Source organism: Herbidospora sakaeratensis (assembly GCF_001570525.1).
Classification (GTDB): domain Bacteria; phylum Actinomycetota; class Actinomycetes; order Streptosporangiales; family Streptosporangiaceae; genus Herbidospora; species Herbidospora sakaeratensis.
The window spans coordinates 92,281-111,941 of record NZ_BBXC01000023.1; the positions used below are offsets into that span (position 1 = coordinate 92,281).

Sequence of the window (19,661 nt, forward strand, 5' to 3'; positions counted from 1 at the left end):
CTTCAGGTTTCTGACGGACGCAGTAACGCCGGATGGAGCTGGGTCGCGCCGCCCCACCGGTAGAGCCGCGCACGGGGGCCCCCACGTTCTCCCCCGCGCTCGGTGGTGCGGCCGGTCTCCTCGACGTAGCCGTCGACCGACATCACCTTCCGGTGGAAGTTGCCCGGGTGGAGCTGCTCGCCCCAGACGACCTCGTAGACGTTGCGCAGCTCGGAGATGGTGAACTCGCGCCCCACGAACGACGTGGCGAGCGAGCTGTACTCCAGCTTGTTGCGGGCCCTTTCGACGCCCTCGGCCAGGATCGCGGCGTGGTCGAAGGCGAGCTTCATGTCCCTGGTGGCAGCCAGGGACATCCACGCGGCGTTCTTGGCGTCGGTGCCGGCGACGGGCTCGGGCACCTGGGGCGCGAAGGCCAGGTAGGCCACCGTGAACACGCGCAGGGGGCGCGGGTCGCGGCCGGGCTTGCCGAAGGTCTTCAGCTGGTCCAGGTAGACACGGTCGAGATCGGTCTGCTTGAGGCCGGTCTCCTCTCTCAGTTCACGGGCGGCGGCCTCGGGCAGGTCCTCGTCAGGCAGCACGAACCCGCCCGGGAGCGCCCACTCGCCCTTGAACGGCGGCTCGCCGCGTTCGATGAGCAGGACGTGGAGCTCCTTGTCGCGGATCGTCAGGATGACGAGGTCGACCGTCACACCCACAGGCGGGTAGGCATGCGGCTCATAGTTCTCCAGCCATTCCGCATCCGCCTCTTTCATCGCACCGTCTTTCTCATACTGAGTATTTCTGTGATTGAGCATAACCCCGTGCCGATGTGTGCACAAGGAGCCCTGTCTTTTCGGCAGATTCCGGACGCAAGCCACGGCCGGCCTTCGGCCGTCCGCGTCTCGCTTTGAACGTTTCACCACGCTCCGTACGCCGTCCCACGTCGGTTGACCTCGGGTGGTCACGTTGCCGAAACACCCTGTACGCCGAACGGAAACGCGCCCACATTGAGATCCGCCCACCCCCCCTGGAGATGACCTGCTATGAGACCCCCACCCAGACTCCGGCCTCGGTCGTGGCGTTTCCGCGCCACGGCCGTCTTCGCCGCGGTGGCGGCGGCCGTCGCGCTCGCCACCTTCCCGACCCTCCCCGCCAGCGCCGCCATCGCGTGCCAGGTGACCTACGCCAAGCAGTGGGACAACGGTTCCGGCTTCGGCGCCAACATCTCCATCCAGAACCTCGGCGACGCGGTCAGCCCCTGGCGGCTGACCTACACGTGGCCCGGCAACCAGACCGTGCAGCAGGGCTGGAACGGCACCTGGTCGCAGTCGGGCGCGAACGTGACGGTCGTCGCGCCGTCGTGGGCGCAGAACCTCGGCAGCGGCGCGAACGTCGGGATCGGCTTCAACGGCCAGTACAGCGGCACCAACACCAACCCGGCCTCGTTCTCGCTGAACGGCACGGTCTGCAACGGGCCGAACCCCTCGCCCTCCCCGTCTCCTTCGCCGACCCCGCAGGCGCTCGTCGTGACGCCGACGACGGTGAACGTGCCCGAGGGCGGCACCGCCACCTACTCGGTGCGACTCCAGGCGCAGCCCTCGTCGAACGTCACGGTGACCTCGACGGCCGGTTCGGGTGACACGAACCTGACCGTGAGCTCGGGAGCCAGCCTGACGTTCACGTCGTCGAACTGGGCCACCGCCCAGACCGTGACACTGGCCGCCGCGCAGGACTCCGACAGCACCAACGGCTCCCGCACGATCGCCGTCGCCTCCAGCGGCCTGACCAGCGTGAGCGTCACCGCGAACGAGGTCGACGACGACCCGGGCACCACCCAGTCGCTGGTCGTCTCGCCGACCGCGGTGACCGTCCCCGAGGGCAACACCGCCATCTTCGGCGTACGCCTGGCGATCGCGCCCACCTCGAACGTCACCGTGACCACCACGGCCGGCTCGGGCGACGCCGACCTGACCGCGACCGCCGGCACCTCGCTGACGTTCACGCCGTCGAACTACGCGACCGCGCAGAACGTGACGCTGAGCGCCGCGCAGGACAGCGACAGCACGAACGGCTCGCGCACCTTCACCGTGGCGTCCACCGGCCTGTCCTCGGTGGCCGTCACGGCGACGGAGGCCGACGACGAGAACACGAGCAACGCGTACATCACCGAGTTCCAGACGCAGTACAACAAGCTGAAGTCGAGCGCCTCGGGCTACCTGTCACCCGAGGGCATCCCCTACCACTCGGTGGAGACGCTGCTCGTCGAGGCGCCCGACCACGGGCACGAGACCACGTCGGAGGCGTTCTCCTACCTGATCTGGCTGGAGGCGCAGTACGGCCGCGTCACCCGCAACTGGGCGCCGTTCAACGCCTCGTGGGCGCTGATGGAGCAGTACATCATCCCGTCGACGGCGGGGCAGCCGGGCGGGCAGACGGCGTACAACCCCAGTGACCCGGCCGACTACGCGCCCGAGTTCAACCAGCCGAACCAGTACCCGTCGCCGCTCTCGACGAGCGTCGTCGCGGGTCAGGACCCGCTGGCCGCCGAGCTCCAGTCGACCTACGGCAACCGCACCATGTACGCCATGCACTGGCTGATCGACGTCGACGACGTCTACGGCTTCGGCACCGGCCGCGGCAGCAGCCTGAGCGAGTGCGGCGACAACACCAAGCGGGTCACCTACATCAACACCTACCAGCGCGGCCCGCAGGAGTCGGTCTTCGAGACCATCCCGCACCCGTCGTGCGAGACCCAGCGGTACGGCCAGACCGGCGGCGGCTTCCAGCCGCTGTTCATCCAGGGCACCGCGGCCCCGCAGTGGCGCTACACCAACGCCCCCGACGCCGACGCCCGCGCCGTCCAGGCCGCCTACTGGGCGCTGATCTGGGCGACCGAGCAGGGCAACCAGTCGCAGATCTCGGCCACCCTCACCAAGGCCGGCAAGCTCGGCGACTACCTGCGCTACGCGATGTACGACAAGTACTTCAAGAACCCCGGCTGCGCGTCGCCGACGTGCACCGCCGGTTCGGGCAAGAGCAGCTCGGCGTACCTGCTGAACTGGTACTTCGCCTGGGGCGGCGCCATGGACGGCACGTGGGCGTGGCGGATCGGCTCCAGCCACAACCACGGCGGATACCAGAACCCGCTCGCGGCCTGGGTGCTCAGCTCGAGCGGCCCGACCGCGCTGCGCCCGCAGTCGCCGACGGCCGCGACCGACTGGACCACCTCGCTCACCCGCCAGGTGCAGTTCTACAAGTGGCTCCAGTCCGCCGAGGGCGGCATCGCGGGCGGCGCGACCAACTCGTGGGACGGCGCCTACGCCTCCCGGCCGAGCAACCTGCCGCAGTTCTTCGGCCAGACCTACGACGTCGACCCCGTCTACCACGACCCGCCCTCCAACCAGTGGTTCGGCTTCCAGGCGTGGGGCATGCAGCGCCTCGCGGAGCTCTACTACGTGACCGGCAACACGATGGCCAAGTCGGTGCTCGACAAGTGGGTCCCGTGGGCCGTCGCGAACACCACCCTGGGCAGCGGCGCGACCTTCGCCATCCCGAACGAGATGGACTGGTCGGGCGCGCCGGTGGCCAACTTCAACTGCTCGACCTGCACCCCGGCCGACAACCCCGGCCTGCACGTGTCCATCCGCAACACCGGCACCGACGTCGGCGTCGCGGCCTCCCTGGCCCGGACGCTGATCTGGTACGCCGCCAAGGAGAACGGCTCGACCCTGGGCAACCAGGCGAAGGCCACGGCCAAGGGGCTGATCGACCGCCTGCTGCTGTCGAAGACCAGCAAGGGCATCGCGATCCCCGAGCCGCGCGCCGACTACCAGCGCTTCGACGACGTCTACAACGCGTCGACGGGCCAGGGGGTCTACATCCCCTCCGGCTACAGCGGCGTCATGCCCAACGGCGACACGATCGTCCCGGGCAAGTCGTTCCTCGGCATCCGGTCCTTCTACCTGCAGGACCCGGAATGGCCCAAGGTTCAGGCATACCTGAACGGCGGCGCCGTGCCGACGTTCACCTATCACCGGTTCTGGGCCCAGGCGGACATCGCCATGGCCCTGGCCGACTACGGCACGCTGTTCCCGGCGGGCTGACCATCCGACCGGCGCGGGCTCGCACGAGCCCGCGCCGGCTGTTCTGGAGTACGCAGTGAGAGCACAGTTCGCGGGGGGTCGCGAAGGGAAGGCCCGGCTGGCCTGGGGGCAGCGCGCCATCTGGGACGCCGTCCAGCAGGCCGGAGCGGCCAACGCCCACTTCTTCAACATCGGCCGGCTGATCCCCTTCGCCCGGGGCCGGGGCCCCTTCCCGCTCGACGACGTGGTCGCCGGGATCGCCGCGCTGACCCTCCGGCACGAGGCCCTCCGGGCCCGCACCCACGTCGACGCGGACGGCGAGCCCTTCCAGGTCGTCCACGGCGAGGGCGCGCTGCCGATCCGGCTGGCCGAGTGCGCCGACGAGGAGGCCGACGAGGTCGCCGAGGTGCTGCTGGCCGACCTCGGCCGCACGGCGTTCGCGCCCGGCGACGAGTGGCCGGCGCGGTTCGGCCTGGTCGTCGTCGACGGCATGGTCCGGCACGTGGTGTTCGTGCTGTGCCACCTGGCCGCCGACGACTACGCCGCCGACCTGGTCGCCCGCGAGCTGCGCAACCTGCTGCTGCGCGGCGGGTTCCCGGTGCCGCCGTCGCAGCAGTTGCTCGACCTGGTGACCGAGGAGGAGTCGGGCGTCGGCCGCTACCGCTCGGAGGCCGCGCTGGCCCACTGGGAGAAGGGCTACCGGCGCATCCCGCCCGCCATGTTCCCCGCCGTGGTCGGCCCGCCGGCCGAGCCGCGCTGGAGCCGGGGCGTGCTGACCTCGCACGCCCTGGAGGACGCGGTCGCGGTGGTGGCCACCCGCCATCACGTCAGCACCGCGACGGTGCTGATGACCGCGGTGTCGGTGCTGCTCGGCCCGCTGCTGGGGCACGACGTCTGCGCGATCACCCCGATCGTGCACAACCGCTACCGGCCGGCCACTCGCAACCTGGTGGCCACGCTCACCCAGCTCGGCCTGTTCACCCTGCGCCACGACCCCCAGGCCCCGCTGGCCAAGACCCTGGAGCAGTCCCACTCCGACGCCATGCGCTCCTACCGGCACGCCCAGTACGACCAGCGCGCCTGGGACGCGATGGTGGAGAAGGTGAGCGCCGACCGCGACGTGCGCGTCTACCCGTCGTGCTGCTTCAACGACGTCCGGCCGGTCGAGCAGCGGACGGCCGCCCAGGGGGTGCCGACCGACGGCCCGTGCCCGGCCGAGGTGGAGTGGCTGCCGGGCGTGGAGCACTTCAACTGCGACTTCTGCTTCGTGGTGACCCGGCAGGCCGGGACGCTGGCGATCGGGCTGACGGCCGACACGTGCCGGTTCCCGCGCGACCGGATGGTGACGCTGATGCGCGGGGTCGAGGAACTGGTCGTCGAGTCGGCGTACCGGGACACGCGGCCGGTGGACCTTCGGGCGTTGCGGTGACGTTACGGCGGACGGGCGGTGAACTGGGGCTTATGTCCGACTTGTCCCCAGCGCGTTCCCACGAAGACGGGGCGCCTCGGTAGTCAAAGCCTGATATTTCACGATTTTGTCAGCGATGTGAGAGTCCTCCTTGACAAGGTTCACAACCCCTCAAGGAGCTCCCGTGCGGCGTGCCCTGTCCTTAGGCGTGGCCTCGATCGCCACCCTCGCCCTGCTCGCCACCCCCGCCTCCGCCACCCCTCCCGGTGTGCCCTCCTACTCCACCGCCGTGAGCCAGCTCAACGCGCTGACCGTGGCGGCCGAGGCCAACGCCGGCTCCTACAACCGGGACCTGTTCCCGCACTGGAGCACCGTCTCCGGGGCGTGCAACACCCGGGAGCAGGTGCTCAAGCGCGACGGCAGCGGCGTCGTCGTGAACTCCTCCTGCGCCGCGACCTCCGGTAGCTGGTACTCCCCGTACGACGGCGCCACCTGGACCAACGCGGCCGACGTCGACATCGACCACATGGTGCCGCTGTCGGAGGCGTGGAAGTCGGGCGCGAACGCCTGGACCACCAGCCGCCGCGAGCAGTTCGCCAACGACCTGTCGAGCCCGCAGCTCTGGGCCGTGACCGACAACGTCAACCAGTCGAAGGGCGACAAGGACCCGGCGGCGTGGAAGCCGTCCAGGACCGCCTTCTACTGCACCTACGCCAAGTCGTGGATCGCCGTGAAGTACAAGTACTCCCTGAAGCTCCAGTCGTCGGAGAAGACGGCCCTGAACTCGATGCTCGGCTACTGCTGACCCCTGGCCGTCGCGAGGGGGCCGGTCCGTCCGGCCCCCTTCAGCATCTCCTGGCCGATGAGGTCGTCGGGGAGCGCGTCGGGGATCTGCTCGTCGAAGTGCCAGAGCACCTTGATGAACCGGCTCACCAGCACGGCCGTCGCCATGACGAGCGCGAACAGCACGTACATGAGCGCGATCCCGCGGCCGTCGCCGGTGCCGATGAGCACGCCGACCGACCCGGCCAGCAGGCCGCCCTCGGCCATCAGCGGTTCGAGCAGGGCGGTGCCGTAGGGCGCGACCAGGCCGTAACCGAGGGGCAGGGTGGAGAAGGCGACCAGCTGGTTGAGCGCGAACACCCGGCCGTGGAACCGCTGCGGGACCTTGACCTGGATGATCGTGTTGTAGATGCCGTTCAGCACGGTCAGCGAGAAGAACATGCCGAAGACCCCGGCGGCGATCACGACGAGGTTCTCCTGCGCGCCCACCACGACCGCGCCCGCCGACAACGCCACCGTCGACCAGAGCTGTCCCCGCAGGCGGCGCCGGCGCGGGCCGCCCCAGATCGTCATGAGCAGGCCGCCGACGAACACGCCCAGGCCGCCGGCGAAGGTGACCCGGCCGACGTCCTGGAGGTCGCCGAAGCTCAGCACCAGCGGCGAGACCAGCAGGAACAGCGGCGACATGAACAGGTTCACCACGGCGAAGAACAGCAGCATGCTGCGGATGCCGCGGTTGCCCCAGGTGAACTTCAGGCCGTTGACCAGCTCGGTGAGCAGCGGCTCGCGACGCCGCCAGCCCATCGTCTTCGGGAACCGGACCAGCAGCACGGTGACGATCGCGACGGTGTAGCTGACGACGTCGATGACGAGGATGCCGCCGAGCCCGACGACCGACATGAGCCCGGCCGCCGCCAGCGGCGGCACCAGGTTGGCCAGGCCGCCGACCATGCCCATGAGCCCGTTGGCGTGCCCGAGGAACCGTTTCGGCACGATCTGCGGGATCGCGGCGGCGTACGCGACCCGCTGGAAGGTGAGCGCCAGCGAGAGCAGCACCAGCAGCGGGTACACGTGCCAGACCATCAGGTTGCCGGTCCACACGAGCACGCCGAGGGCGAGCTGGGTGCCGCCCGCGGCGACGTCGCTGGCCAGGATGACCTTCCGCCGGTCGAACCGGTCGACGACGGCGCCCGCGAGCGGCGCGGCGAGCATGCCGGGCACCAGCGCCAGCACCGAGAACAGCGCGAAGTTCACCAGCGAGCCGGTGGTCATGTAGATCCACAGCGGCAGCGCGAACTCGGTCAGCGCCGACCCGGTGATGGAGACGAGCTGCCCGGCCGCCAGCGCGGTGAAGCGCCGCATGCTCGGCTTGGGGCCGACGTGGACGTCGGGGCGCGGCTCCCCGTCAGCGGTCGCGCCGGCCGTCGACAGGCCCTCCAGCCACCAGGTCTCCTCGCCCGTCCGCTTGGTGAGGGTGTCGGCCGCGCCGTCCTCGATGGCCCGGTGGGTGTGGGTGACGATCGTGGCCAGCTCTTCGTTGCGGTACTTCACGAAGTAGTGGGCCGCCTCGTCGAGCACGACGCAGGCGGTGGTCTCGGCCACGCAGTGCCATTCGCGGAACCGTTCCTGGTAGTACTCCATCGCGGGGTCGCGCTCCCCCACCACCGCGATGACCGGCGCCGACAGCGGCGGCAGCTCCTTCTCGAAGACCTCGGTGAAGTACTCCTCGGCCTCCCGCGTGCCCGACCGGCGGTTGGCCACGATGAGCTTGAGCTCCTCCTGGTCGAACTCCGCGACGTCGAGACCGGCGGCCGACAACGCGTTGATGCGGCCCTGGTCGCCGCCCAGTTCCTCCAGCCAGGTGCCGATCCGGGCGAACGGGCCCTTCGGGCGGGCGAAGGGGAAGGCGCCGCCCAGGTAGACGGCCTCGGGGGCGCGCCCGGCGGCCTCCAGGTGGCGGGCCGCCTCGATGCTGATCATGCCGCCGAGGCCGCAGTGGCCGTACAGCACGATCGGGCCGGTGACCTTGGCGAGGATCTCGTCGGCGTACTCCCTGGCGACCTCGTGCATCGGGCGCGGCTCTTCGCCGAGTTCGTTGCCCGGTACGGCCAGGGAGAACAGGGCCCAGTCGTCGGGCAGGGCGTCGGCCAGCGGTTTGTAGATGATCGCGCTGCCGCCGCCATAAGGGGCGCAGACGACCGTGGCGCGGGCCGGCCGCGACGGGGTCAGGCGGTGCAGCAGGCCGCCCGCCGCCTTCTCGGTCGACGGGTCGAGCAGCCGGGCCAGGTCGCGGACGGTCGGGTGCTTGAACAGGTCGAGCAGGGTCGCGACGTGCCCGGCCTTGCGCAGCCGGGCGACGACCTGCATGGCCAGCAGCGAGTGGCCGCCGAGGTCGAAGAAGTCGTCGGTGACGCTGACCCGTTCCAGGTTCAGCACGGCGGCCCAGATCCCGGCGACGAGCTCTTCGAGTGCGGTCTCCGGGTCGGTGAACTCGCCGGCCGGCTCGGCCACCGCCGCCGGGTCGGGCAGCGCGGCCCGGTCGACCTTGCCGTGCGACTTCAGCGGGAGGCGGTCGAGCCAGACGTACCGGGCCGGGACCATGTAGTCGGGCAGGCGGTCCTTCAGCCAGGCGCGCAGCGCGGCGGTGTCGCCGACCCCGGCCAGGTAGGCCACGAGGCGCTGGTCGCGGAGTTCGACCACCGCCTGGGCGACGCCCTCGTAGGCGCCGAGCAGGGTCTCGATCTCGCCGAGTTCGACGCGGTAGCCGCGCACCTTGACCTGGAGGTCGCGGCGGCCGAGGAACTGCAGCTCGCCCGACTCCAGCCACCTCCCCAGGTCGCCGGTCTTGTAGAGGCGGGCGCCGGGAGGGCCGTACGGATCGGGCGTGAACTTCTCGGCGGTCAGCGCGGGGCGCCCGAGGTAGCCCCGGGCCAGCCGCGCGCCGCCGAGGTGGATCTCCCCCGGCATGCCGATGGGCACCGGCCGGCCGTGGGCGTCGAGCAGCCGCACCGTCGCGCCCGGCAGCGGGCGGCCGATGGGCAGCAGCCCCTTCTCCGTGCCGACCTCGTGGGTGGTCACGCCGACCGTGGCCTCGGTGGGGCCGTAGTGGTTGACGACCCGGACATGCCGGGTCAGCCCGGCCGCCCATTCGGCCGGGGCCGCCTCGCCGCCCAGGACGAGCAGCTTTCGGGGCAGCAGCTCGGCCGGGTCGGCCTCGGCCAGCAGCGCGGCCAGGTGGGAGGGGGTGATCTTGAGGTAGTCGGGCGGATAGAGCCGGAAGTACGCGGCCAGGTCGGGCGCGGCGGTCTTCGGGGGCAGCAGGTGCAGGCAGCCGCCCGTCATCAGCGACAGGTAGAAGACGGTGATGCCGAAGTCGAAGGCGAGCGACTGGAGCAGCGCGAACTCCGAGCCGGGCTCGACCTCGAACCGCTCGTGCACCCCGGCCAGGTAGACCAGCACCTCCCGGTGCTGCACCGCCACGCCCTTGGGCCGCCCGGTCGTCCCGGACGTGTAGATGACGTAGGCCAGGTCGTCGGGCGTCACCGTGGTCGGCGGCGCGGCGTCGGCTCCCCCGCCGTCGAGGTAGATCCCGGCGACCCCGTCGGGCCGCAGCTCGGGGGTGGTCACCGCGAGGGCGATCCCGGCGTCCTCGATCATGTACGCCATCCGCGCGGCCGGCAGCTCGGGGTCGACCGGCACATAGGCCGCCCCCGACTTCAGCACGCCCAGGATCGCCACGGCGATCTCGGCCGACTGCTCCAGGCAGACCGCGACCCGGTCGCCGGGCCGCACCCCGTGCTCGACGAGCCGCCGGGCCAGGTGGTTGGCCTGCCGGTCGAGCTCCCGGTAGGTGAGCGTGTCGTCGCCGAACACCACGGCCGGGGCGTCGGAGATCCGCACCGTGTGGTGCAGCAGCGTGGCGTCGAGGGGCCGCGGCTCGGCCGACTCGCCGAACGCCAGGGTCGCCGACGCCTCGTGGGCGGGCAGCAGGTCGAGCGTGGAGATCGCGGCCGACGGGTCGGCCGCGATCGAGCGCAGCAGCGTCTCGAACGACTCGGCCAGCCTCCGCACCGTCGACGGCGTGAACAGGTCGGTGCAGTAGATGAACGAGGCGCCGGTGCCCTCCAGGCCCTCGTACAGGTAGAGCGCCAGGTCGAACCGGGCGGCGGTCACGTCGGCCGAGAAGCCGCTGACCCCGATGCCCTCCGCGCCGCCCGATCCGGTCTGGTAGTTCTGCAGCGCGAACAGCACCTGGAAGATGGGCGTGCGGCTGACGTCGCGTTCGACGTTGAGCTCGTTGACGAGCTGGTCGAACGGGAGCTCCTGGTGGGAGAAGGCGTCGAGCGCGCCGTCCTTCACCCGGTCGAGCAGGCCGGTGAAGGACGGGTCGCCGTCGAGGTCGGCCCGCATCGCCAGGGTGTTGACGAACATGCCGACCAGCCCGTCGAGCTCGGGCTGGCCGCGCCCGCTGACGGGGGTGCCGACGGCGAAGTCGTCCTGCCCCGACCAGCGGCCGAGGAGGACCTGCAGCGCCGCCAGGAAGGTCATGTACGGCGTCGCCCCGCGCGCGTTCCCCAGCTCGGTCAGCGCGGCCACGAGCTCCCCGTCGAGGTGGAACTGGTGCTCGGCCCCCTTGGCGCTCTGCTCCGGCGGCCGGGGCAGGTCGGCGGGCAGGTCGAGCGGCGGCAGGTGGGCCAGCCGGTCGCGCCAGTAGTCGACGTCCGACTGGAAGACCCGGCCGCGCTGCCAGAGGGCGTAGTCGCCGTACTGCACCGGCAGCGGCGGCAGTTCCTTGCCCGCGAGCAGGGTCAGGATGTCGCCCAGCAGCACGTCGCCCGACCAGCCGTCGGTGACGGCGTGGTGGGCGGCCAGCTGGAGCACGTGCTGGCGTTCGGAGATCCGGACCAGCGTGGCCCGCAGCAGCGGCCCGGCGGCCAGATCGAACGGCCGGGCCACCTCGGCCGAGATCAGCCGCCGGGCCTCGTCGGCGTCGGCGGCCTCGTACACGGTCAGGTCGACCGGGGTCGCGTCGTCGATGACGAGTTCCGGCAGGCCGTCGTCGGTGGTGGTGAACCGGGTGCGCAGCGTCTCGTGCCGGGCGGTCACCTGGGCCAGTGCGTCGCGCAGGGCGTCGGCGGACAGCTCGCCCTCCAGCCAGGCCGAGAACGGGACCGTGTAGGCGGTGGTGCCCGGACGGTACTGCTCCAGGAACCACAACCGTTCCTGCGCGTGCGACAGCGGCGGGACCACCCCCGGTTCGCGGGGGGCGATGACGGCCTTGGCCGTGCGGCGGCGCAGCCGCTGCTGGATGAGGGCCCGCTTGGCGGCGGAGAGGTCCTGGGTCATGACTCCTCCAGCAGGGCGAGCGCCTCTTCGTCGGACAGGTCGCCGAGTTCGGCCAGCAGCAGGTCCTCGACCGCCTGGCCGAGGGTCTCGACGGTGGTGTGCGTGAACAGGGTCCTGATCGGCACCGAGACGCCGACCGTGCTCTCCATACGGGCCGCGACCCGCACGGCGAGCAGCGAGTGCCCGCCGAGCTGGAAGAAGTCGTCGAACGCGCCGATGCCCTCGACGCCCAGCAGCTCGCTCCAGACGTCGGCGACCAGCGCCTCGGCGTCGGAGCGGGGCGCGACGAACGTCTCCTGCCGGAGCGGTTCGGGTTCGGGCAGCGCGAGCCGGTCGAGCTTGCCGTTCGGGGTCAGCGGCAGCGCGTCGAGCGGCACGAACACGTTCGGCACGTAACCGGCCGGCAGCCGCTCGATCAGCCGCTCCCGCAGGTTCGCCGTGCTCCCCACGACGTAGGCGACCAGCACGTCGCCCTTGACCGCCACGGCGGCCCTGGCGACGCCGTCGAGCGCCTCCAGCGCCGACTCGACCTCGCCGAGCTCGATGCGGTGCCCGCGCAGCTTGACCTGGTCGTCGTTGCGGCCCAGGAACTCCAGCGTGCCGTCCCAGTTCCAGCGCACCAGGTCGCCGGTGCGGTAGACGCCGCCGGCGAACCGCTCGGCCGTCAGCTCCGGCCGCCGCAGGTAGCCGTCGGCCACCCCGAGCCCGCCGATGACGAGCTCACCCGGCGCCCTCGGGGGGACGGGGTTCAGCCCGGCGTCGACGACGGCGACGGTCGTGTTGCCGATGGGCCGCCCGATCGATGTCTCTCCCGGATCGTCGGGCACCTCCCAGGCGGTCGACCAGATGGTGGTCTCGGTCGGGCCGTAGACGTTCACCAGCCTGCCCGTCCTGGCCTTCAGCTCCCTGGCCAGCCCGGAGGGCAGCGCCTCCCCGCCGACCAGGGCGGTCACCCGGGGCAGGTCGCCCTCCATCAGCACTCGCCAGCCGGACGGGGTGGCCTGAACGTGGGTCACCCCGCCGTCGGAGATCCGCCGCGCGAGCGCGTGCCCGTCGAGGGCGATCTCAGGATCGGCGATCACCACCCGCCCGCCGGTGACCAGCGGCAGGTAGAGCTCCAGCCCGGAGATGTCGAACGACAAGGAGGTGAGCGCCAGCCAGACGTCATCGGGCGTGGACCCCAGGAGTTCCCGCATGGAGACGAGGAAGTTGAGCAATGCCCGGTGGGGAACCACAACCCCCTTCGGCTTCCCGGTCGAACCGGAGGTGTAGAGCACATAGGCGGGGTCTTCGGGCAACGGCCCACCGACATGCCCACCATGGTTCGCGCCGCCCGATATTTCCGGACCTGGCGGCAAGAGCACATCGGGCGCGGCGACATGCCCGCTATCGTTCGCGCCACCCGAAATCTCGTGACCTGGCGGCAGGGGCACGCCGGGCCCGCCGACATGCCCACCATGGTTCGCGCCACCCGAAATTTCGGCATCTGGGGTGTCTAGGCGGATGACGGGAAGGTCTCCGCTCCCCCTCGGCTCACGGTCGGCGAGGAGGGCCTTGGGCTGGGCGTCGGCCAGGACGAAGGCGATGCGGGCCTCGGGGTAGGCGGGGTCGAGGGGCAAATAGGCCGCGCCCGCCTTCATGACCGCGAGCATCCCGGCCAGCGCCCGGGAGGATCGTTCGGCGAGGATGGCCACCACGTCGCCGCGGCCCACGCCGAGGGCCCTCAGTTCGGCGGCCAGGGTGTCGGCCACCCTGAGCAGGTCGCGGTAGGTGAGGTCGTCCACGGCGACGCGGTCGCTCGGGGCGATCAGGTCGAGCAGCGTCCCCGAAGGGAGCGGGAGGGCGGGGCCCGCCCCCCACTCCGCCAGGGCGGCCTCGTCCTCCGGGGTGCGCATCGTGAGGGCCGACAGCGGCGCGGTCGGGTCGGCGGCGATCTCGTGCAGGCAGGCCAGGAAACGCGCCGCGAAACGTTCGATCGTCGAGGTGTCGAAGAGGGCCAGGTCGTAGTCGAAGACGAGGGTCAGGCCCCCTTCGACCGGCCAGACCGTCAGGGTCAGGTCGAAGGGGGTCTTGATGGCCCCGGCGTCGTAGGGCTCGTGGCGCAGCCCGCCGAAGGTCTCCGGGAGGTTGCCCTCCGAGGTGTGGCTGTGCAGGATCAGCATGGTCTGGAAGAGGGCCGCCTGGCCGAGGTCGCGGCGCACGCCGAGCACCGACTTGATGCGCTCGACCGGCACGTCCTGGTGGGCCAGGGCGTCGACGAGGGTCGCCCACGTCCGGCGGAGCAGTTCGTCGAAGCCGGGGTCGCCGCTCAGGTCGGCCCGCAGCACCAGCGTGTGCGCCAGGTAGCCGATCACCGACTCCAGTTCGACGCGTTCGCGGGCGGCCGTCGGGGAGCCGACCGCGAAGTCGTGCTGGCCGGTGTGCCGTGACAGGACCGCCTGGTAGGCGGCCAGCAGCACCATGAACAACGTGGTGCCGCTGTCGCGGCCGATCGCCTCCAGCCGCGCGACCAGGTCGGCGGGAGCCCGCAGGCTCAGCTCCCCGCCGATCCGCGCGCCGTCGAGGGGGCGCGGGTGGTCGAGGGGCAGTTCCAGGGCCGGTACGCCGGCCAGCCGCTCCTTCCAGTGCGCCAGCGCCGCCGCGCCCTCGTCGAGGGCCTCCCGCCGGAGTTGCCACAGGGACACGTCTCCGGCCTGGACGGGCAGCGGGGGGAGGTCGGCGCCGTCGTACAGGGCGGCCAGTTCGGTGATCATCACGTTGACCGAGTAGCCGTCGGCGATGATGTGGTTCATCGCGACGCAGAGCACGTGGTCGTCGGGGCTGATCTGCACCAGCGTCGCCCTGACGGGGGGAGCCGCCGCCAGGTCGAACGGGGTGGTGACGAGTTCGGCGCAGAAGTCGGCGACGGCGTCCTCGGGCAGGGCGATCCACTCGATCGTGCCGCCGCCGGGCGGGTCGATGACGAGCGTGGGGCGGCCGTCGTCGGCGGGGAAGCGGGTGCGCAGCGACTCGTGCCGGTCGACCAGGGCGCGGTAGGCGTCGGCGAACCGGGCCAGGTCGAGGGGGCCGTGGAGGCGGCGGGCCAGATACATGTTGCTGGAGGCGTCGCCGGGGGTGAAGTGGTCCATGAACCACAGGCGCTCCTGCGCCGCCGACAGCGGCACGGGGGTGCCGGGCTCGCGGGGTTCCAGCGGCACCACGCCGGGGTCGGCGCCGATGGCGGCGGCCAGGCCGGCGACGGTCGGGTGGGCGAACAGCGCCCGAACCGGGACCGGCACGCCGAACGCCTTCGACAACAACGCCGCCGCCCGGGGAGCCAGCAGCGACCGGCCGCCGAGGGCGAAGAAGTCGTCGTCGGCCCCGACGTCGCCGACGCCGACGACCTCGCCGAAGACCCGCGCGATGCGGCGTTCGGCGGGCGTCTCGGGGGCCCGGTGGGTGCGGGTGACCGGCGTGGCCTCGACCCGCGGCGCGGCCGCCAGCCCCTCGGCCCGCCAGGCCGCCCCGCCGAGGGTGACGCCGGGGAACAGCAGCTCGGACAGCGGCCGATCGGGCGTCTCGGCGACGGCCGCCAGCAGGGTGGTCAACCGGGCGGCCAGCGCCTCGACGCGGGCCGCGTCGAACAGGGCCGAGTCGTACGTGAAATCGAGGGCGAGGGTGTCGCCGGACCGCCAGGCGTCGACCGTGAGGTCGTAGCGGGCCGGCACGTGGTCGAGCGGGAACACCTCGCCGAGCGTCTCGGGCAGGGTGTCGAGGTTGAGCACGGTCTGGAAGAGCGGCGCCTGGCCGAGGTCGCGGCCGAGGTCGAGCTCGGCGAGCAGCCGTTCGACCGGCACCTCTTCGTCGGCCATCGCGGCCAGCACGGTCGCCCGCGCCCGCGCGAGCAGCCCGGCGAACGCCGGGTCGCCCGAGAGGTCGGCGCGCAGCACCAGCGTGTTGCCGAGGCGGCCGAACACCGGCTCCAGCTCGACCCGGCCGCGCCCGGCGGTCGGCGCGCCGACGGCGAAGTCGTGCAGGCCGGTCTCCGCCGACAACACGGCCTGGTAGGCGGCCAGCAGCACGGTGAACAGGGTGGTGCCCTGGTGCTGGGCGAGCGCTTCGAGCGGGGGGATCGGGAGCTCGGCACGTACCCGCGCGCCTCTTCTGGCCGCGACGGCGGGGCGGGGGCGGTCGGCGGGCAGGTTGAGCACCGGCAGGCCGGCCAGCCGCTCACGCCAGCGGGCCAGCGCGTCGGCGCCGATCCCGGCCGCCTCCCGGCCGCGCAGCCAGGCCACCACGTCGCCGTGCTGGATGCGCACGGGCTCACGGTCGGCTGCCAGGTCTTCGGCGAGGACGTCGAGCGACCACTCGTCCCCGGCGATGCCGTGGAAGACCACGCAGAGCACGTGCTCGCCGCCGACCCGCACCAGCGCGGCCCGCACGGGCGGCGCGGCGGCGAGGTCGAACGGCGCGTTGACCCGCGCCGACAGCAGCGCTCTGGCCTCCTCCTCGGTCGCGGCGGTCAGCCGTTCGAGCGCGAGCGGGAACCGCTCCTCGACCACGGCGACGGGCCGCCCGTCGGCGTCGGGGAAGCGGGTGCGCAGCGCCTCGTGCCGGTCGACGGCCCGCTGGAGGGCACGTTCGAGCGCGTCGGGGTCGAGGGGGCCGCGCAGGCGGCGGGTCAGGTGGAGGTTCCACGACGCGTCGCCGGGGTCGAAGCGGTGCAGGAACCAGAGCCTTTCCTGCGCGGGCGACAGCAGCACCGGCGACCCGGCGGGCCGGGGCTCCAGCGGCACCGACACCGTGTCGAGGCCGTCGAGCACCGCCGCCAGCGCCTCGACCGTCGGCGCCCCGAACAACTCCCGGACGGGGATCTCCACCCCGAGCCGCCGCGTCAGCCGCGCGGTGACCTTGGTGGCCAGCAGGGAGTGCCCGCCGACCGCGAAGAAGTCGGCCTCCGCGCCGACCCGGTCGAGCCCGAGCACCTCGGCGAACGCCTCGGCGACGACGCGTTCGGTGGCGGTACGGGGCACGATCTCCCCCGCACTCCTGGCGGGCGCCGGGAGGGCGAGCCGGTCGACCTTGCCGTTGGGGGTGAGCGGCAACGCGTCGAGCGGGATCACGACCGACGGGATCATGTACGCCGGCAAACGCTCTCTGAGCGCGCTCAAAAGATCGCCGTGGTCACCGACCACGTACGCCACCAGGACCTCGTCGTGGACGGCCACCACCGCCTGGGCGACGCCGTCGAGCTCCTCCAGCACGGTCTCGATCTCGCCCAGCTCGATGCGGTGGCCGCGGAGTTTGACCTGGGTGTCGGCGCGGCCGAGGAAGTCGAGGCCGCCGTCGGCGCGGCGGCGGACCAGGTCGCCGGTCCGGTAGAGGCGCTCGCCCCCGGCGGTCGGCAGGAACCGCTCGGCCGTCAGCGCGGGCCGGTGCAGGTAGCCGTCGGCGACGCCGAGCCCGCCGATGTAAAGCTCGCCCTCCTCCACCGGCCGCCCGTCGTCGTCGAGCACGTGGACGGTCGTGTTCAGGATCGGCGTGCCGATGCTGACGGACGAGGGGTTCTTCGGCACGTCCCACGCGGTCGACCAGATGGTCGTCTCGGTCGGCCCGTAGACGTTCACCAGCCGGGCGCAGCGGGCGGCGAGCCGCCGGGCCAGCCCGAGCGGCAGGGCCTCGCCGCCGACCAGGCCGGTGACGTTCCCGGCGAACCCGGCGTCGAGCAGCACCCGCCAGCCCGAGGGGGTCGCCTGGACGTGCGTGACGCCCTCCCGCTCGACGAGGTCGCGCAGCCGCGCGCCGTCGCGGGCGGTCTCGGCGTCGGCGATCACCATCCGGCCGCCGGTCACCAGGGGCAGGTAGAGCTCCAGGCCGGAGATGTCGAACGAGAGCGACGTGAGGGCCAGCCACACGTCGTCGGGCCCGGCGCCGAGGAGTTCGCGCATGCCGGTCAGGAAGTTGAGCAGGGCCCGGTGCGAGATGACGACGCCCTTGGGGCGGCCGGTCGAGCCGGAGGTGTAGAGGACGTAGGCGCGGGCGTCCCGGCGTCCGCCGAGGTCGCCGCCCGCGCCGTCGACGTCGACGACCGGCCCCCGGAAGCCGGGGAGGCTGTCGCGGAGATGCGGCCTGGTCAAGGCGGCCGCAGCCCCGGAGTCCTCCAGGATCATCGCGATCCGGGCGGCGGGGTAGCCCGGATCGAGGGGTAAGTAGGCCGCGCCGGCTTTCAGGACGCCGAGTAACGCGGCGACCATCTCCGCCGATCTGTCGACGTAGAGGGCGACGAGGTCGCCGGGCCCGACTCCGGCGTCGGCGAGGCGGCGGGCCACCCCGCGGGCGGCGGCGTCGAGGTCGCCGTAGGTCAGCGTGCGGTCCCCGCACACCACCGCGACCCGGCCGGGCGACGCTTCCGCGTGGGCCTCGAAGAGGTCCAGGAAGGCCGGGACGTTCGTCAGGGTGGTTTCGATCATGCAGCCATCTCCCAGGGATGAAACAGGACTTCTCCGCGATCAAGGACTTCGGCGACAATCGCGGGATGACAGTGCCCGAACAGGCCGACAAGCGCCGCGCTCTCGTAGCCAAGCTGCTGGCGCGCAAGGCCGCCCCGCAGGGGGTCACCCCGGTTCCGCGGGACGGCGGCCCGCTCCCGTGCTCCCACGAGCAGCGCCGCATCTGGCTCGCCCAGCAGTCCGACCCGGCCGCCGCCCCCAACGTCACGCTGGGCGTGGCCCTCTCCGGGCGGCTCGACCTCGCCCGGCTGGCCGGGGCGTTCGCGGCGCTGATCAGACGGCACGAGGTGTTCCGGACGACGTACACCGAGACCCCGGAGCAGGTCGTCCACGGCGCGCTGCCGGCGCCGTTGGAGTGGCTCGACGTCAGCGACCTGCCCCATCCGGAACAGGCGGCCCTCGACCTGGCGCTGGCGCGGAGCGGCGAGCGTTTCCCGGTCGGGCAGGGCCCGCTGCTGCGGCTGACCGTGTTCCACGTCGGCCCCGGCGAGCACCGGCTGTTCCTGGTCTGCCACCACATCGCCGCCGACGGCGGCTCGCTGGGCGTGGTCGCCGACGACCTCGCCGCGCTCTATTCGGGCCTGCCGCGCCCCGGCCTGCCGATCCAGTACGCCGACTACGCCGCCTGGTCGGTGCAGCGCGCCGAGACGAGGATCGACGCCCGCCTCCCCTACTGGCGCGACCTGCTCGGCGGCGCGCCCGGCCCGCTCTTCGAGGGAACGGCCGCCGTCCAGGGCGGCCGGGCCGGGGCGACCGCCGCGATCCGGGTGGGCAGGGAGACCGTCGACCGGCTGCGGCGGCTGGGCGACGGCCCGACGACGCCGTTCGTGGCGCTCTGCGCCGCCTATCTGACGCTGCTCCAGCGGATGACCGGCCGGCGTGACCTGGTGACCGGGATCGTCTCGGCCTCGCGCACCCGCAGAGAGCTCGAACCGGTCGTCGGCACGTTCGTGAACATGGTGCCGCTGCGCGTCGCGCTGCCCGCCGGGCAGGCGTTCCCCGCGCTGCTCACCAAGGTCAGGGAGGCCGCGGCGGGGGCGCTGGCCAACGAGATCCCCTTCGACACCCTGGTCTCGCGGGCGGGCGTGGCCCGGATCCCGGGCGTGCATCCGGTGTTCCAGACGTCGTTCATCCACCGCGACGACCCGAAGCCCCCGCCCATCTGGGAGGGCCTGGAGGCGCGCGTCTGGGACCACGAGGTCGACGACGCCGCGCTCGACCTGATGCTGACCGCGACCCCTCGCGGGGACGAGTACGAGCTCGCCTTCACGGGCAGACTTGACCGATTCTCCGCAGGTCAGGTCAAGGAGCTGCCGGTCGTCTTCCGGGAGTTGCTGGAAGAACTTCGATGACGGGCCCGGCACCCGCGCATTGGATCACGCCGGGCGGGGGCGGCGGTAGCGCCGTCTCACTTACCGGCACAGTCTTCAAAGCCTGAATGGCGTGTGGGGGCCGGTGGGAATGGCGCACCGGCCCCCACGCCGTCGCCCGGGGCCAGGGTGACGCCGGCGCGCGCCGCCCATGTCGCCCTGCCGTCCGGGACGGGGGCGCGGGGGCCGGTGGTCAGGTCACCGG

Annotated in this window: 7 protein-coding genes; 4 read left to right on the forward strand and 3 right to left on the reverse strand. The window is 72.3% G+C overall.

From position 1 onward, the window contains the following. Window positions 1-2 precede the first annotated feature (2 nt). The gene (locus AW271_RS33435) at window positions 3-752 is read right to left on the reverse strand and encodes an NUDIX hydrolase (RefSeq protein WP_062341612.1); all 750 of its coding nucleotides are present in this window, start codon (window positions 750-752) and stop codon (window positions 3-5) included. A gap of 270 nt (window positions 753-1,022) precedes the next feature. Here AW271_RS33435 and AW271_RS33440 point away from each other — a divergent pair, with 270 nt between their 5' ends. The 3 genes from AW271_RS33440 (at window position 1,023) to AW271_RS33450 (ending at window position 6,274) form a co-directional block, all read left to right on the forward strand. Next, the gene (locus AW271_RS33440) at window positions 1,023-4,082 is read left to right on the forward strand and encodes a glycoside hydrolase family 48 protein (protein WP_062341613.1); all 3,060 of its coding nucleotides are present in this window, start codon (window positions 1,023-1,025) and stop codon (window positions 4,080-4,082) included. 55 nt (window positions 4,083-4,137) lie between these two features. Beyond that, the gene (locus AW271_RS33445) at window positions 4,138-5,490 is read left to right on the forward strand and encodes a condensation domain-containing protein (protein ID WP_062341614.1); all 1,353 of its coding nucleotides are present in this window, start codon (window positions 4,138-4,140) and stop codon (window positions 5,488-5,490) included. Between the two features lie 163 nt (window positions 5,491-5,653). Then, on the forward strand, window positions 5,654-6,274 hold the full coding sequence (locus tag AW271_RS33450; protein ID WP_174553134.1) for an HNH endonuclease family protein: 621 nt from the start codon (window positions 5,654-5,656) through the stop codon (window positions 6,272-6,274). On the opposite strand, the gene AW271_RS33455 is transcribed toward AW271_RS33450, so the two are convergent. Further along, on the reverse strand, window positions 6,265-11,598 hold the full coding sequence (locus AW271_RS33455; RefSeq protein WP_062341616.1) for a non-ribosomal peptide synthetase/MFS transporter: 5,334 nt from the start codon (window positions 11,596-11,598) through the stop codon (window positions 6,265-6,267). The two genes, AW271_RS33450 and AW271_RS33455, sit on opposite strands and share 10 nt — an antisense overlap. After that, complete coding sequence (locus tag AW271_RS39095; protein WP_083977606.1) at window positions 11,595-18,047, reverse strand: non-ribosomal peptide synthetase; 6,453 nt, start codon at window positions 18,045-18,047, stop codon at window positions 11,595-11,597. The genes AW271_RS33455 and AW271_RS39095 overlap by 4 nt, the downstream gene beginning before the upstream one ends. Before the next feature lie 65 nt (window positions 18,048-18,112). Between AW271_RS39095 and AW271_RS33465 the strand changes: the two genes are divergently transcribed. Beyond that, window positions 18,113-19,438 (forward strand): condensation domain-containing protein, encoded by a 1,326-nt coding sequence (locus tag AW271_RS33465; protein ID WP_169806434.1) that lies wholly within the window; start codon window positions 18,113-18,115, stop codon window positions 19,436-19,438. The last annotated feature ends 223 nt before the right edge of the window (window positions 19,439-19,661 follow it).